The 16963-nt window shown below is 40.0% G+C and carries 13 protein-coding genes; 5 read left to right on the forward strand and 8 right to left on the reverse strand.

What is annotated here, in order from left to right; translation table 11 throughout:
- Window positions 1-452: 452 nt before the first annotated feature.
- A complete protein-coding gene (prmB, locus tag ED622_RS11345) occupies window positions 453-1385 on the reverse strand; it encodes a 50S ribosomal protein L3 N(5)-glutamine methyltransferase (protein ID WP_122034065.1) in 933 nt (310 codons plus the stop codon).
- 52 nt (window positions 1386-1437) lie between these two features.
- On the opposite strand from prmB, the gene smrB reads away from it, so the two are divergent.
- Window positions 1438-1971 (forward strand): endonuclease SmrB, encoded by a 534-nt coding sequence (gene smrB, locus ED622_RS11350; RefSeq protein WP_122034067.1) that lies wholly within the window; start codon window positions 1438-1440, stop codon window positions 1969-1971.
- Window positions 1972-2045: 74 nt separating this feature from the next.
- Here smrB and sixA read toward each other — a convergent pair whose 3' ends face one another.
- The gene (gene sixA / locus ED622_RS11355) at window positions 2046-2516 is read right to left on the reverse strand and encodes a phosphohistidine phosphatase SixA (RefSeq protein WP_122034069.1); all 471 of its coding nucleotides are present in this window, start codon (window positions 2514-2516) and stop codon (window positions 2046-2048) included.
- Window positions 2517-2670: 154 nt separating this feature from the next.
- On the opposite strand from sixA, the gene ED622_RS11360 reads away from it, so the two are divergent.
- Entirely contained in the window at window positions 2671-5448 is a 2778-nt protein-coding gene (locus ED622_RS11360; RefSeq protein ID WP_122034071.1) for an insulinase family protein, read from the forward strand.
- 110 nt (window positions 5449-5558) lie between these two features.
- Here the strand turns inward: ED622_RS11360 and fadJ are convergent, their stop codons facing one another.
- Together fadJ and fadI are read right to left on the reverse strand one after the other, a co-directional pair.
- Complete coding sequence (fadJ, locus tag ED622_RS11365) at window positions 5559-7658, reverse strand: fatty acid oxidation complex subunit alpha FadJ (RefSeq protein ID WP_122034073.1); 2100 nt, start codon at window positions 7656-7658, stop codon at window positions 5559-5561.
- Window positions 7658-8986, reverse strand: a complete 1329-nt coding sequence (gene fadI / locus ED622_RS11370; RefSeq protein WP_122034075.1) for an acetyl-CoA C-acyltransferase FadI — start codon at window positions 8984-8986, stop codon at window positions 7658-7660. Before fadI ends, fadJ begins: the two co-directional genes overlap by 1 nt.
- Window positions 8987-9842: 856 nt before the next feature.
- Between fadI and ED622_RS11375 the strand changes: the two genes are divergently transcribed.
- From ED622_RS11375 to ED622_RS11385, 3 genes are all read left to right on the forward strand, one after another.
- Complete coding sequence (locus ED622_RS11375) at window positions 9843-11081, forward strand: outer membrane protein transport protein (protein ID WP_122034077.1); 1239 nt, start codon at window positions 9843-9845, stop codon at window positions 11079-11081.
- Between the two features lie 562 nt (window positions 11082-11643).
- Window positions 11644-12942, forward strand: coding sequence for an outer membrane protein transport protein (locus ED622_RS11380; protein ID WP_122034079.1), 1299 nt, complete (start codon window positions 11644-11646; stop codon window positions 12940-12942).
- A 163-nt stretch (window positions 12943-13105) separates the two neighbouring features.
- On the forward strand, window positions 13106-13711 hold the full coding sequence (locus tag ED622_RS11385) for a DUF2238 domain-containing protein (protein WP_122034081.1): 606 nt from the start codon (window positions 13106-13108) through the stop codon (window positions 13709-13711).
- An 82-nt stretch (window positions 13712-13793) separates the two neighbouring features.
- On the opposite strand, the gene ED622_RS11390 is transcribed toward ED622_RS11385, so the two are convergent.
- The 4 genes from ED622_RS11390 to ED622_RS11405 form a co-directional block, all read right to left on the reverse strand.
- Window positions 13794-14579 carry an MlaA family lipoprotein gene (locus ED622_RS11390; RefSeq protein ID WP_122034083.1) on the reverse strand — a complete coding sequence of 262 codons (786 nt, stop codon included), beginning with the start codon at window positions 14577-14579 and terminating at the stop codon, window positions 13794-13796.
- A gap of 106 nt (window positions 14580-14685) precedes the next feature.
- Entirely contained in the window at window positions 14686-15900 is a 1215-nt protein-coding gene (gene ccmI, locus ED622_RS11395) for a c-type cytochrome biogenesis protein CcmI (RefSeq protein ID WP_122034086.1), read from the reverse strand.
- On the reverse strand, window positions 15897-16412 hold the full coding sequence (locus tag ED622_RS11400) for a cytochrome c-type biogenesis protein (protein ID WP_122034088.1): 516 nt from the start codon (window positions 16410-16412) through the stop codon (window positions 15897-15899). Before ED622_RS11400 ends, ccmI begins: the two co-directional genes overlap by 4 nt.
- On the reverse strand, window positions 16412-16963 hold the full coding sequence (locus ED622_RS11405) for a DsbE family thiol:disulfide interchange protein (RefSeq protein WP_122034090.1): 552 nt from the start codon (window positions 16961-16963) through the stop codon (window positions 16412-16414). The genes ED622_RS11400 and ED622_RS11405 overlap by 1 nt, the downstream gene beginning before the upstream one ends.

Consider the following 16963-nt stretch of genomic DNA (forward strand, 5'->3'; position numbering starts at 1 on the left):
GCCATAATTATGGTTTTAAAAAATAAAAGCGGCAATTTGTGACCTCGATCCAAAAAGTAATTTTAATTGATAAGACTCTCAATTTGAGGAATATCCCTTTACTGACATCGATGCTACAACGTATAATTAACACTTGATTCATTAATGAGCCAAAAACTTAAAATAAACACAAAGATGTTGATAAAACAAGCAATTCATGGATGAAGTTTTTAACGAAAGGATAGCAAAAAATAATTGGCATCATTCCTGCTAATTACTTAATACCATTAACGATTAAGAGAAGAAAATGAAACTACTTCGTCTAGTAAAAAAAGCATTGCGTAAAAATAATATCAGCGAAAAGCAACAAACTCTTCGTAATCGTCTTGATTTTGCTATGTCACAAAGTAAAAACGCATAAAAAAGCCCAATGCGAACATTAGGCTTTTTATCATGATTTAAGTATTTCTAACTTAATCGCGGTAAAGAGAAAACTCTTCAGCACAGTCAAGAAGCTGTTGTTTAGTTAACATGAATACACCATGTCCACCTTCAGCAAACTCAATCCATGTAAATGGAATTTCTGGGTACTGATCCATCATATGAACCATAGAGTTACCCACTTCACAGATCAAGAAACCGTCATCAGTTAAGTAATCTGGTGCATTCGCTAGAATACGACGAACTAATTTAAGACCATCAGTACCTGCTGCTAAACCTAATTCAGGCTCGTGCTCAAACTCATCAGGTAAGCTGTTCATGTCTTCTTCATCCACATACGGTGGGTTTGAAACAATGAAGTTATACTGATCTTTTGGAATGTCTCGTAATAGATCAGAACGCATTGGGAACACTTGTTGCTCCATGCCGTGATCTTGAACGTTTTGCTCTGCAACCATTAGTGCGTCAGTTGAAATATCAATCGCATCTACTTCTGCATCTGAGAATGCATGAGCACACGCGATAGCGATACAACCACTACCCGTACAAAGATCCATAATGCGAGTTGGTTCTTCTTTCAACCATGGTTCAAATTGTGCTTCAATCAATTCAGCAATTGGTGAACGAGGTACAAGTACACGCTCATCAACAAAGAACTCAAGGCCACAGAACCACGCTTTATTAGTTAAATAAGCTGTTGGAATGCGCTCGTTAATACGGCGAACAACACGCTCAACAATACGTAAACGCTCTGTTGATGTTAAACGAGATTCACGTACATGAGCAGGAACATCAATAGGTAGATATAACGTAGGAAGTACGAGTTGAACCGCTTCATCCCATGCGTTATCTGTACCATGGCCATAAAAAAGACCTGCTGCATTAAAGCGGCTTACTGTCCAACGCAACATATCCTGTAACGTATGAAGCTCAGAAACGGCCTCTTCTACAAAAATCTTATCCAAAATTGCCCCCAAAACAAGTTATAATACTGCTGTTAATTATTGGAATTTAAAAATGAGCAAAAACGACCACCTATCAGATGACGAACTTTCGCTGTTCCGTGAAGCAGTACAAGGCTCTAAAAAGTTGCAACAGGATACCATAATCCATCAACCGAGTAAGAACTTTAGCGAACAACAAAAGCAAAGAAAATCGTTAAAAGAAGGGAAAAATGAAGAGTTTTTCTTTTCTGATGAATTTGTGCCGCTTTTAGACGAAGAAGGCCCAGTTCGCTACGCTAGAGATGGCGTATCAAAATACGAAGTAAAACGCCTAAGACGTGGTGTTTATGTGCCAGATGTCTTTCTAGATATGCATGGTATGAAGCAAGATGAAGCCAAACGAGAGTTAGGTTCAATGATTGCTTATTGCCTTAAAGAAAATGTTTCTTGTGCTAGTGTAATGCACGGGATTGGTAAACATATCTTAAAGAAAAAAGTGCCTTTATGGCTTGCTCAACATCCTGATGTAATGGCTTTTCATCAAGCGCCTTTAGAGTTTGGTGGTGCCGGAGCAATTTTAGTCTTACTCTCAATCCCAGACAGATAGATACAAAAAAGATCCCGAAAAGCATCATAATAGCCGATGCAAAGGGATCTTTTTTAGGGTACTTAGCTATTGTTTTATGGCTGTTGCAACCATAACAGTTCACTTTTCCCTGTAGTGTGAGAATACTCAACACAAGATATCGCTGATGTAGGAAACATTGGTGGCATGATCCCAGGAACAAAATCCGCCGTTAAATATCCAACAAGAGGCAAATGAGAAACAATTAAGATATTCTCAATCTCTGCAACACTACCTAACGCTTTCACGTATTCCACCACATCATCAGAATCACCGTATGGCGTGATCTCATCAGAGGTTTCAACTTTCGCATCCACCACATTCAAAATAGGCTTAATCGTTTGCCAAGTTTGCTGAGCACGAATGTACGGACTCACTAATACATAATCGAACGTGACATTATGTGTTTTCATTAACCAATGCGCTATTTTCGCAGATTGGCTCTCACCGTGTGACGTTAAATTGCGTTCTTCATCAGAAGGGGCGTACGCTTCTGCTTCGCCGTGACGCATTATGAATACTTTCATTTATTCATTCTCAAATCATTACTAACCTCACAATAGTAGCAAGCAAAACTAAAAAGAGGAAAGAGAGAGTTTGCTAGTCTGTGGTATCAGCGCCATAATTGTTCAAATAAATAGAATAATAACGTTGGTTTTCGCCTTCAAACAGGAGCACCCTGTGCATATCAGCCCTAATGATAAAAAACATTATCGTTTCATTGAACTCGATAACAAGCTGTCCGTACTACTTATTCAAGATGATGCAGCCCCTCGCTCTTCCGCTGCACTTTCTGTCAATGTTGGTCATTTTGATGATCCTGAACATCGCCCAGGTCTTGCCCATTTTTTAGAACACATGCTGTTTCTTGGCACTGAAAAATACCCAAAGGTCGGTGACTTTCACGCCTTCATCAATCAACAAGGCGGCTCAAATAACGCATGGACCGGCACTGAGAACACAACGTTCTTCTTTGAAATAGCTCACAATGCCTTTGAAGAAGGGTTGGATCGCTTTGGGCAATTCTTTTATGCCTCTCTGTTTAATGAAGAAGCGGTAGACAAAGAGCGTCAAGCCGTCGATTCTGAATACAAATTAAAACTGAAAGACGATGTACGCCGAATTTATCAAGTTCATAAAGAAACCATCAACCAAGCGCATCCGTTTTCCAAGTTCTCCGTCGGCAGTATTGATACTTTAGCAGATACCGAGACCTCTTCGATTCGTGATGAAATGCTGGCCTTTTATCAACAACACTACTCTGCTGATTTAATGACAGCGGTGGTCCTTGGTAATCGCCCACTATGTGAACTAGAGCTATTAGCAACCCAATCTTTCGCCTCGATCCCAAACCAAAATCTTGGTCATAAAGCCATTGATGTTCCTTATGTCACCGAAAAAGAACAAGGTTGCTGGATTAATATCGAGCCACTTAAAGAAGTGCGTAAACTGAGTCTTGCTTTTCACTTACCAAATCAAGACCATTCCTATAAAACCAAACCATTGAACTACATTGGTCATCTTCTTGGTTATGAAGGTGATGGAAGCCTAATGCTGTATTTAAAAAAATTAGGTTACATCAATTCATTAACCGCAGGTGGTGGTGTCAGTGGCAGTAATTTCAGAGAGTTCACTCTATCTTATAACCTGACAGAAAAAGGGCTTTCTCACACTGATGAGATAATTAAAACCACGTTTCAATACATTGAATTAATTAAACAGCAAGGGTTTGATGAGTGGCGTTACAGCGAGAAAAAAGCGGTTTTAGAATCGGCTTTTCAGTTTCAAGAAAAGAGTAAGCCTCTTGATTTAGTTAGCCATTTGGTGATGAACTTACAGCGTTATCATGCCGAAGATGTCATGTACGCTGATTACATGATGGAAGGCTACCATGAGCAACAGATTAAAGAGTTACTGAGCTTATTTACTCCAGAAAAAATGCGCATTACTTTGGTTGCTCAAGATCTAGAATATGATCGTAAGGATAAATGGTATCAAACGCCTTACTCTGTCTCCCCTATTAGCCAAGAGCAACTTCTTGCTTGGCGTGTCAAAGAGTTACATCCAGAGTTACATCTACCAGAGCAAAACCCGTATATTTGTTACGATCTTGAGCCGCAGCAACTCGAAGAAATAACAGAATATCCAACCTTAATCGAAGACTTACCCGGTTTTCGTTTATGGCATAAACAAGAGGACGAATTTCGAGTACCAAAAGGCATGGTCTATATTGCTATCGACAGCCCTCACTCAATTTCTGACCCAAGAAAAATTGTAAAAACTCGCTTATGTGTCGAGATGCTGATGGATGCGTTAAGTGAACAGACTTACCAAGCTGAAATTGCAGGCATGGGCTACAACCTCTATTGTCATCAAGGTGGTGTAACACTCACCTTATCTGGTTTTAGTCAAAAGCAACCATTACTGCTTGATGTGATTTTAGAGCGCTTTACCACTCGTGAGTTTAGTGTTGAACGTTTTAAATTCATTAAAGATCAGTTAATCCGTCATTGGAGTAACGCATCAAAAGAACGTCCAATATCACAGCTATTTAATGCGTTATCTGGGATCTTACAACCAAATAACCCTCCATACCCTGTGCTTCTTGAAGCATTAGAAAGTATTGAAGCGGATGATCTTCCTAATTTTGTTCAAGCGATGTTTGCTGAATTACACGTAGAGATGTTTGTTTATGGCGATTGGTCAAAACAACAGGCATTTGATTTAGGTGATTCGCTTCAAAATGCCCTAAGAATGCAAAACCAAACTTACGAAGAGTCTTTCCGTCCTCTTATCATGTTAGGTAATTCTGGCACATTCCAACGTGAATTATTTTGTGATCATTCTGATTCTGCACTCTTGGTTTACTATCAATCAGAACAAGAAGATCCACGAAGTTTTGCGCTGTATACCTTAGCAAATCATTTAATGTCGGCTTCTTTCTTCCATGAGATAAGAACCAAACAGCAATTGGGCTATATGGTCGGGACTGGTAATTTACCGCTAAATAAACATCCAGGATTGATCTTGTATGTTCAATCACCAATGGCACCACCAGCGCTATTATTGGATTCGATTGATGAATTTTTAAATGCCTTTTATATGGTGTTATTAGAGTTAAATGAAGAGCAATGGCAAAGCAGTAAACAAGGCTTAATTGACCAAATATCAGATCCAGACACCAACCTGCGTGGACGCGCACAACGTTTGTGGGCTTGTATTGGTAATAAAGATTTAAATTTTGATCACAAAGAACGAGTGACAGAAAATCTAGAAAGCTTAACTCGTACTGAAATGCTGCGCTTTGTAGTAGGTATTTTAAAACCAAGAACGGCGAATCGTTTGATCATGCATTGCCAAGGCACAGAGCACGAACAATATGATCGTCTAGATGTGGGTCTTGAGATTGATTCTATTGATGAGTTTCAACTTAGAGCCAAAGATATCACCCTTGGGTAAGCTTTAATAATCTCGACTTTATTAAGTAAAAAAAGCCATCATACTCCTTCGACTATGATGGCTTTGTACTATTGATGACTTACTCTCGGTTAATAAGAACTACCAACTTCTTACTGAGAAAAACGATCGCCATATTTCTCAGCGTATTGTTTCATCAATGCGGCTAATTTCTCTTCACCAAGGCTTTCCATATAAGTAAATGGACCGCCTAAGAAAGGAGGGAAACCAATCCCAAAAATAGCGCCAATATCCCCATCTCTTTCTGAGCGAATAATACCTTCATCCAAACAACGTTTTGCTTCAGATAACATAGGTAATACGCAACGCATCGCTATTTCATCTTTAGTTAGTTGCGATTGAGGTTTTATCTTTAGTAACGAATAGACCTCTTGATCTGGCTCTTTCTTCTTACCTTTATAGACATAAAATCCGCGTTTGGTTTTCTTACCTAAACGCTTATCATCAATTAAGGTTTGGAACACATCAGGACTGCGGAATCTATCACCCAGTTCAGCTTCTAATATAGGCATGATCTTCGCGCCAATATCCACACCAACTTCGTCTAATAATGAAATTGGCCCAACAGGGAAACCAAAGTCGAGTAAAGCTTCATCAATCACTTCTATCGGTTCGCCAGCTAATAGTAATCTTGCCGCTTCATTCATGTAAGGCGCTAAAATTCGGTTTACATAAAAGCCTGCACAATCTTTAACCACTATCGGCGTTTTACCTTGTTGCTTCGCTAAAGAGACCACGGTAGAAATCGTTTCATCACTGGTGGTTTCATGAGGGATCACTTCGACCAACGGCATTTTTTCTACCGGGCTAAAATAGTGCAAGCCGATAATGTTTTCAGGCTTTTGAGCTCCTTCCGCTATTTGGCCTATTGGCAGTGAAGAGGTATTCGTAGCGAAAATAACGTCCTCTTTTCCTTGCTCTTGTACTGCTTTCACCATCTCTTGTTTTAAAGTGAGATCTTCAAAGACAGCCTCAACCACCACATCTAATTTTTTAAACCCACTAAAATCCGTCACGCCCGTTAATTGCAGCATCTGTTGCTGTAATTTGGCTTTACTGATTATTCGACGTTTTCTTAATTTATCTAGACGCTGATAATGGTATTGGTAAGCGTTTAGTAACCCATCGTTACTAATGTCTTTTATCGTGACGTTCTTTTTAGCTTTAGCAATAGAGACATGAGCAATGCCGCCCCCCATTAATCCACCACCTAATACACCAACTCGATGAATAACCTTAGGTTCAGCATCACTGCCTTTCTCTTTCTTCATCTCTGTCATTGCAAAAAATAATGAACGCAGTGCGGCGGATTCTTCTGTCATGGTAAGTTTGCCGAACTGCTCGGCTTCTCGCTGTAATCCTTTTTTAATCCCTTTATCTAAACCGTGTTCAATGCTATCTAAAATCGCGGCAATGGCCGGATAGTTACCACGAGCTTTTTTCTGAGCTTGTTTCTCTGCCTGAGAAAAAATCACATTACGGCCAATAGGGTTTCTTGATATCGCCCACTCTTTCGCGGCTAATTTTGTTTTTGATTTTTTCTTTAGTGCAAATTCAGCAGCCGTTCGAGATAAAATAGTTTGTGGTACTGACGCATTAACAACGCCTAGTTTTAGCGCTTTTTTAGGTCTTAATTGCTTACCAGTCAAAATAATATCTAAGCTTGCAAGCAAACCGATTAATCGAGGCAATCGCTGTGTTCCACCAGAACCTGGAAGCAAGCCTAATTGCACTTCAGGTAAACCTAATTTTGTTTTATTGTCATCACTACAGATACGATAATCACACGCCAACGCCAACTCTAATCCGCCACCTAAGCAAGGACCGTGAATTGCGGCAACCGTGGAAAATGGCAGATCTTCAATGCGTTGGAACAGTTGCTGACCTTTTTCAGCCAATGCTTGTGCCTCTGCTGCACTTTGGCAATCCGCTATCATGCTAATGTCGGCACCCGCAATAAAGTTATCGGCTTTACCAGATTGGATTACTAAGCCTTTAATGCTTGAATGCTGTGCTTCAATGTCATTTAGGACTTGAGTAACCTGCTCTGCAAACGCCGCTTTTAAGGTGTTCATTTTTTCGTTAGGTACATCAATCGTCAGCCAAGCAATGTTTGCATCATCTTTATACCAAGTAAATGCACTGGTGTTTTCTACTGCTTCAATACGATTATTATTAATTTCTTCCGTCATTATTCTGCCTCCAAGACCATTGCTGCACCTAATCCACCGGCGGCACATGCGGTATTTAATCCAAAACCACCACCGCGGCGTTTTAATTCTCGCAGCGTTTGAATGATCATTCTTGCTCCAGTAGCTGCAAAAGGATGCCCATAAGCCAGTGAACCACCAAGCACATTGAATTTATCCATGTCTATTTCGCCAATGGCTTTATCTCGCCCTAAACATTCTTTGGCAAATTTATCAGACGCAAACATTTTTACGTTAGACAAGGTTTGAGCTGCAAAAGCTTCGTGCATATCAATAAGCGTTAAATCTGATAAAGAGATACCAGCTTTATCTAGTGCCATTGGTGTGGCATAAGATGGCCCCATTAGCATATCGTTATGTACATCGATCGCGCTAAAGGCAAAAGAGCGAATATACCCTAATGGTTCATAACCTAATTCTTTGGCACGTTTTTCACTCATCAATAAGATCGCAGCTCCCCCATCGGTTAATGGCGTACTATTGGCTGCGGTCACTGAGCCATATTTACGATCAAACGCAGGTCGAAGCTTGGCATAACTAGCAAGCTCAGAGTCATAACGAATATTGTTATCTTGCGCTATCCACGTTTTATACGGTTCTGGAAATGCAGTCATGACTTCATCTTGTATCAGCCCGTCTTGCCACGCTTTAGCGGCTAACGAGTGTGAACGGTGCGCTAATGCATCTTGTTCTTCACGCGTAATGCCGTGACTTTTTGCCATTTGCTCTGCGGTTTGTCCCATTGAAATCCCTGTTGAGTATTCCGCTACAGCAGGAGGAACAGGGGCAATGTCTTTCATTGATAAGGTACGAAGAAGAGAAAGTTTTTGACTCATGGTTTTGGTTTTACTGAGGGCAAGCAGAGTTGCTGCCATTTTTTTTGATACCCCAATAGGCAAAACAGAAGATGAATCAGCCCCGCCAGCAATACCGATATCAATGGTTCCTGCCATGATACTTTCAACCACGTTTGCCGTTGTTTGAAAACTGGTCGCACAGGCACGAGTCACACTGTAGGCATCAGTTCCGATGTTCATTCCTGTTCCCAATACAATCTCACGTGCAATGTTTGGCGCTTCTGGCATTTGTACCACTTGCCCAAAGACAACTTGGTCAATCAACTTAGGATCGATATCTGTTTTATCCATTAGGGCTTTCACTGCAAGCTTACCGAGGTCTACCGCAGGCGTAGAAATAAAAGCGGTTGATTGCTTTGCAAATGGGGTTCGAATGCCTGAAACAACCGCAATACGATCACCTTGTCGTGTCGTTAGTGGCTGATAGGTCTTTGAAAATTTGGCGTTTGACATTGCATCTCCTTGCATAATATCAACCTAAATTAGTGGTCTGACCTCAAATTGTAACTAATTTGTTAATTTTGAAAAGTGCGTTATAGTAGAAATGTGAGCGGCGGATTATTAATCACTAAAATAGGATATTAGGAAGATTAGTGTGATAGTGCGTGGAAGCGGTCAAAATGTCATCAACTGACAATTTTGATAAAAAAAAACCACATCAATCGATGTGGTCAGAATAAAAAACAATTAACGATATAGCCAATTGTAAAATCAGTTTCACCTGATAAGGAGAAAGTAAAGTCAGCCTTCAAAAGGAAATGTTATCTTGCTCAACGGGTTGATTGCTCAACCAGATAACGAGAGCAACTATAACGTGTCTCAGAATTCATTTATTGAAATAGATCAATTTTATGTTCTTTTCCTACTTTAAGATAAAATCTATCAATTGAGCCAAATTCAATTACCATAAAAATACCTGTCACTACCAATTAACATACCCCTTAAAAAACTTCGAAAAATAATGAACTTATCTACAATTTAGCCCACTCAAGCGCCTCATATAGAGCACAAGCTCTAATATTCACTCAACTTTAAAAATTAACCATAAAAATCAAACGTTTAAAACGAAGCCCAACACAGTAAAATAACCACAAAACTAGAGCTTTAACTCTAGTTAGTTAATTCAGGATGATATTTACGCGCAAATCACGACCAGATCACGAATTTTAATGATTTTTTAGAAGTGGTCGGATTTGTCGTCTATGCTCTGATCGTTATTATCTCGTCATCGAGATTTCAGTCTCAACTAAAATAAATCTTTTCAGTCGTAAAATTGAAAGGAAATAACAATATATGGAATATAATAATTATGAATAAGAAGCGCTTGTTTACCAAAACACTTCTAGCTGCAACCATTACTCTTGCAACGCAACAAGCTACTGCTGCAGGTTTCCAACTAAACGCACAATCAGCAACAGGCCTAGGCCGCGCATTTGCTGGTGACGCAGTAATCGCTGATAACGCATCAGTAATGTCACGTAACGCCGCCGCTATGGCCCTTTTCGATTCATCACAGTTCTCGACTGGCGTTAACTACATCAAAACAGATATTGATGTGACTGATATTGAATATGCAGGACAAAGCCTAGATAGCGAAAATAATAGTAGTGGTACTCCTGTACCAAATATCTACTACGTTCATCGTTTAAATGATCAATGGGCATTTGGTGCTGGTATTTATTCAAACTTTGGAACAACGAACAACTTCGATGATAGCTTCGGTGCTACAAATGGTGCAAGCATCTATGGCGGTACAACTGAAATCAAGAGCATTAACTATGCATTAACTGTATCTTACCGTATCAATGAACAATTTAGCATCGGTGGTGGTTTAGATATCGTTCAAGGTACAGGTACGCTAAAAAGAGAATCAGCCCTTGTACCTGGAAAAACAGCTTTAGATGTAGAAGCTGATGGTGTTGGGCTTGGCTGGAACCTTGGTGCTGTTTATGAGTTAGATGAACGTAACCGTTTTGGTTTCTCATACCACTACAGCCCAGAAATTGAAGCCGAAGGAGATATGTATTATTTACCAGCGGCAGCAACAACAGGAAGCCCTGATATAAGTAACCAAAAACTATTAATGCCATTACCAAGCATGGCTGAGTTTTCTGGTTACCACGAAATCAAAGACACTAAGTTCGCAGTTCACTACTCTGTACAATGGATTGGTTGGAGCTCATTTGATGAATTAAATACATCAGGTGGTGAAACTTTAAATGAATATAATTGGCAAGATGGCATGCACTATGCGATTGGTGGTACTTACTTCCTAAATGATGCATGGACACTACGCGCAGGTTATATGTACGATACTTCAGCACAAGATCAAGATACATCAATCTCTGTACCTGATTCAGATCGCCAATGGTTCTCGGGTGGTTTCAGCTATCACTTTCAGAAAAAACACACGGTTGATTTTGGCTTCACTTATCTATTAGGTAAAGATGTTACTGTATCTGAAACAAACGCTGCTGCCGCACCTTTAACAGCAACAACACACGCAGACGCAATTCTTGCCGGTGTTCAGTACAGCTACAGCTTCTAAGATTTATTCTTAAAAGTGTAAATTCAAAAGGTCAGCATACGCTGGCCTTTTTTGATCGTCACTTACACAAAAATAATATTATACAAACTAGAAACGATACGCTGCGCTAACTAGAACGCTTCGCTCTATAAGAGCCCCCCTCTAACTCCCCTTTCTATTTACTTTATCGATCTCAATTATTCATCAACAAAGGGAAGAACAGTATTGTGATCGCGGTGGTTACAACAAATGATGGGCAGTCCCCTCCCCTGAAACCTGCAAGCGAAGCGATCTGAACCCTGCTCTTCCTAACCCCTAAAAACTAGTCCCTACCTCCACCAAAATTTCAGCGTACACATATACCCTCAACCACCAATTCAAACCTACACCTGTACGCCCAAGTAACACATCCGACCAGATAAATACAGAAAAAATCACTATTTTTGAAGTTTTTTACAAAAAAAAGCCCTTAAAACACGAATAAATCAATTTTTTGTTTGAAGTTTTTACTCTAAAACGTATTATCCACTCCTACTTATTACCACCAATTTCAGCGTACACTTGTACCAATATGGAAAATTAAATGAACAATAATAAAAACCGCCTATCTCTTGCTATCGCACTTGGTCTATTAGGCTCAGTAGCAAGCACAAATTCTATGGCAGCAGGCTTCCAATTGGCAGAGTATTCAGCAACAGGTTTAGGCCGTGCATACGCAGGTGAAGCAGCTATCGCTGATGGCGCTGACACACAATGGCGTAACGTGGCAATGCTAACGTACTTAGAAGGCACTCAAGTTTCTGTTGGTGGTATTTATGTAAACCCAAATATTGATGTTGAGGGTTCAACTGATGGCTCTGCATCTCCAATTCCAAGTACTCCAGATACAACAACTAAGTCTGAAGATTTTGCTCATGATGCAATTATTCCTAACTTATATGTATCACACCGTGTAAACCAACAGTTAGCAATTGGTTTTGCTGTTGGTACTAACTACGGTATGGAAACTGATTTAGGAACTGACTTTACAGCTACTAACTTTGGCAATGAAGCAAGCGTTATTACTAAAGAAATCAACGTAAACATGGCTTATCAAATTAACCAACAATTCAGTGTTGGTGGTGGTGTTCGTTACGTAATTGCTGAAGGTAGTTTTGGGGCTGTTGCTCCAAATCAAACAGGTCCATTAGCTGGCACAACTCTAAAATATATGGAAGGTACTGATGAAGCTTGGGGTTGGCAAGTAGGTACAGCTTGGCAAATTAACGATTCCAACCGCATTGGTTTTAGCTATAAATCTGAAGTGGCTTTAAATTTAGAAGGTAAAGCAAATGGGTTTGCATTTAATCCAGGAGCACCTAACGCTAAATATAATGGCTCAATGGAACTTGCGTTACCAGCTACAGCTGAGTTAGCTAGTTATCACCAATTAAATGATAAAGTAGCAATTCATGCTAGCTTTAACTGGACAGATTGGAGCAGCTTTGAGAAATTAGAAGCTCATATTCCAGCTCTTACTCCTCCAACTCAAGAAATAAAACAAGAAAACTGGGAAGACAACTACCGTCTAGCTCTGGGTGGTACTTATTCTCTGAATCAAAAAGTAACTCTACGTACTGGTGTTGCTTACGATACATCAGCAGTAAGTGAAGAGCACCGCACTGCAACGATCCCTGAAACTGACCGCTTATGGTTAAGCATGGGTGCAGGTTACGCATGGTCTGATAACCTAACATTAGATGCTGGCTTTACGTACATTTTCGCAAAAGATGCAAAAATGCATGAAGATGACGCAGCTTCACTACCTGCAGGTGGCGATTTCACTGGCGAAACAACAGGTAACGTATGGTTAGTCGGCGTTCAAGCAAACTACCGCTTCTAATCAACACTGACTGAATAAACAAAATTGCATTAGGCCTCTTTATTGAGGCCTTTTTTATTTATAACTGTATCTAACATTCAAAAACTAGACCTTGCCGATATAAATCATCACGCTACACTCAACTTGTAACCTCTTTACATTCCATTATTTGGAGTCATTTTCTATGTCTTTCATCAATACATTTAAACAACAGCCAGTATTATTGTTGCTTACACTTATCTATAGTGCCGTCTTTTTATTCGCAGGCTTTGATCCGGTTTCTCGTGCCGTTTGGTTTGCAGAAATTCTTCCTGCGCTACTAATTTTAGTCGGTATCTTTTTCATGGCATCACGCTTTGAGTTCAGTACTACGGCATTAGTTTTAATGTTTGTCTGGCTTATCTTACATACCATTGGATCTAAATATACCTTTGCTGATGTGCCTTTTGATTGGTTTAATAATTTAATCGGTTCTGAGCGCAATAACTTTGATCGCGTCGCTCATTTCTCTATTGGCTTTTATGCTTACCCTATTGCGGAATATCTAATTAAAACCAAGAAATGCTCTGCACCACTCGCGATGACATTTGGTTTGTTTACCTTAATGAGTGTAGCTGCAGGTTATGAGATTATTGAATGGTGGTATGCGGCAGTTGCCGGTGGTGAAGAAGGGATTGCCTTTTTAGGATCACAAGGGGATATTTGGGATGCGCAGAAAGATATGCTGTGTGATACCGCAGGGGCATTAAGTGCTTTATTATTAATGCTAATCCAACGTAAAAGTGACTAATTTCAGGTTTCAGGTTTCAGGTTTCAGGTTTCAGGTTTCAGGAGAAAGTGACTCCTGAAACCTGAGATGCTATTACCAATTCTTATTCGTCTATCTCATCGAGATAATCATCAAGATCGTCTTCTGCATCTAAGTCTACTTCTGGTTCAACTTCAGCTTTAAAGTCTTGACGTTGTAAATACACATCACGCGTTAATACGTATGGATCGGGTGATGCTTCTAACATCGGTTCTTGAGAAATCAATTGAACGCGAGATTCCATGCCCTCTAAGCCCCACTTCCCTAGGCCTTGCCAGAAGTTTAGGTAAGAGAGCGGCATGTACAGCCCATCAACAAAGTCCCCTGCTTCACGCAGCGTCCAAGGCCCATAACCCGGTAGCATGAAATAAGGACCATTACCTACGCCATAATGACCAAGTGCATCACCAAAAGATTTACTGTCTGGTTTATTAATCTCGGCAGCACTCGCAATATCAATTAAGCCAACTAAACCAAGCGTGGTGTTTAACCAGAATCGATTGAAATGCACCATAGCAACACTGCCATTCCCCATGATTAAATTGTTAATCATGCTCGAAGGCTCATCTAAATTGGCTAAGAAGTTAGCTATCCCCATACGAACTGGGGTCGGAGTATAGTCAACATAAGTAACAGAGACAGGACGCACTAAATAGGGGTCTAAAATATCATAATTTAGATCCCACATGACACGGTTAAACCCCTCTAGCGGATCACCACTATGAGAGTCATCGTATTCAACCTCTACGACTTCTGTTGTTTCTAACTCTTCATTATCTTGTTCTGGGGTTTGCGAACACCCAACAATTAAGAACAATAACGAACAAGATATCCATACTCTTTTAAACACAATACACCTTCGCCTAACTTTATTAATATTATTATAGTTTATTCAAAAAAAACGGGCAGAAGCTCAATGCTCCTGCCCGTCATAGTATGACAGTTGTTAATAGATATTAGTATTGCTTATCAATCTCAAGCGATACATTTTCACCTAATGTGCTGACTGTACTTTCACCGTACCAATCGCCTTCTTTAGTCGATACGTTACCATCTTGGTCGATACGAGCTCGAACAATAAAGTTTGGCATATCAGACAGTTTACGCTGCTCAATCATATTGTTGTCATCTGACATCATGATCTTCAACGGGAAACGGCTAAGTGGTATACGAGCCGCAGCAACTGGCATTGCAGAACCATCAGCAGGATGGATCGATACAATCACAACACCTTGCGAAGGTAGCGTTACATTGCTGCCTAAATTAACAGTAATAGGTACTTGCTTACCTATGCTCGCTTCAGGGTTCATCTTAGATTGAGCACGCTCAATACTACGAGTCAACATTTCATAACGAGAGTCATCAGGACCAATCAGCATTTGCATTGCTTTCCATGCTGATACTGCACCTTTATAATCTTGACGCTCAAACGAGCTGAACGCTAATAACGATAAGGCACGTAAGTTTGTCGAGTCACTACGAAGTACTTGCTTAAGCATTTTCTTAGCTTGATCCGCTTTAGCATCATCACCCGAAAGCATTAACGCTTGAGCATAACCCAATTTAATCTCAACATTTGTTGGCTCTAGTGCATACGCTTTTTTCATCGCACCTACCGACGTATCGATATCACGATTCGACATACCGATACGACCTAATAGGAACCAACCCATCGCGTCTTTTGGTTCATTATGTAATTTAGTACGTAATGCCAATGTTAGGTTTGTCATTTCTGAATCACTAAGAGAAACACCTTCAGGATTCATTAATTGCTTAGATAGTTCAGGTAAGCGTGCACTTACTTCTTGCCACTTTTCAATTTTATCGATATTGCCAAACTTAAAGTACAAGCCATAAGAAATTACGATAAAGATAATGATCGAAGGCAAAATAAATAATCGTGCATTCAAGTTATCTTGCTCAGTTTTTTCTTTTGCTGGAATGTCATCTAACAAAGATTGCTTTAGCTCTGTGATTAACTCATCTTGGTTATTCACAAGGCCTTCGGCATCTTCTTCTTTCAATTCAGCTAAGCGATCTTTATAGAAGGCTTTATTCAATTCATCTCGGCGGGCTTCATCATCTTGGTCTTTTGCTTTCCATAAAGGAAGAATGATAAATACCACACCAACAAAAATTAGGGCTAAGGTCGAAATCCAAAACAAAGTCATTTGTTTACCTTCCCATCTTCATTTTTATTCTCATCTAATAGTGCGTTCAAACGTTCTTCATGTTCGTTATCCCACTCTTCTGAATTATCTTCTGCTACTACTTTTGATTTACGGCTACGAAGCACAATAAAACCAAAACCAAACACAAGCACACCTAATGGCCCTAACCATAGGATCAGCGTACCTGCTGTTAGTGGCGGATCGTACGTTACAAAATTACCGTAGCGATCGATCATGTAATCCACAATTTCTTGATCTGATTTACCTGCTTTGGTCATTTCATACACTTTATGGCGCATGTCTTGAGCAAGCTCAGCACTTGAATCAGCAATATTGTTGTTCTGACACTTAGGGCAACGCAGGGTTTGGCCTAGTTCTTTAAATTGCTGCTCTTGTTCTGGTGAATCAAACTTATACAGATCAATAGTTGCGTAACTTGCTTGCACCGCAAAGAAACTCAATGCGATAGCAACAAAGCTACGAAGTCCCCATTTACGTAAGCGACTATTCATTATTTAGCCTCCGCAACAAGCTGCTCATACATTGGCTTTAATACTTCATTCCAATTACGATCATTGACATCACCAACGTGACGGTAACGAACGATACCATTGCTGTCGATTAAGAAGGTTTCAGGTGCGCCGTACACACCTAAATCCATGCCTAGCATGCCATCACCATCAAACAGAGTAATCAAGTAAGGGTTACCAAGCTCTCTTAGCCATTGGATTGCCCCTGCACGATCATCTTTATAGTTCATACCAATAATTTTAACGCCTTGAGTTGCAAGGGTATTTAGGTATTTGTGTTCAGCATAACAAGTTGGACACCATGTCGCCCATACGTTAAGCAATAAAGGCTCACCTTTAAAAATGCTTTGGTCGTACAGTTTGCCTTCTTCTGCTAAATCTTCTAAACGAAACTCTGGTACGTGCTTACCAACTAATACTGACTCTAGCTTAGTTGGATCATCACCATTTGAGTTACGAGTTAACTGAGTAGCGAACACGGCAACTAAAATTAAAAACAGAGCTAATGGTGCAAATAAAAACTTCTTATTCAT

Origin of the sequence: Aliivibrio sp. EL58 (genome assembly GCF_900312675.1) — a bacterium.
Taxonomy (GTDB): Bacteria; Pseudomonadota; Gammaproteobacteria; order Enterobacterales; family Vibrionaceae; genus Aliivibrio.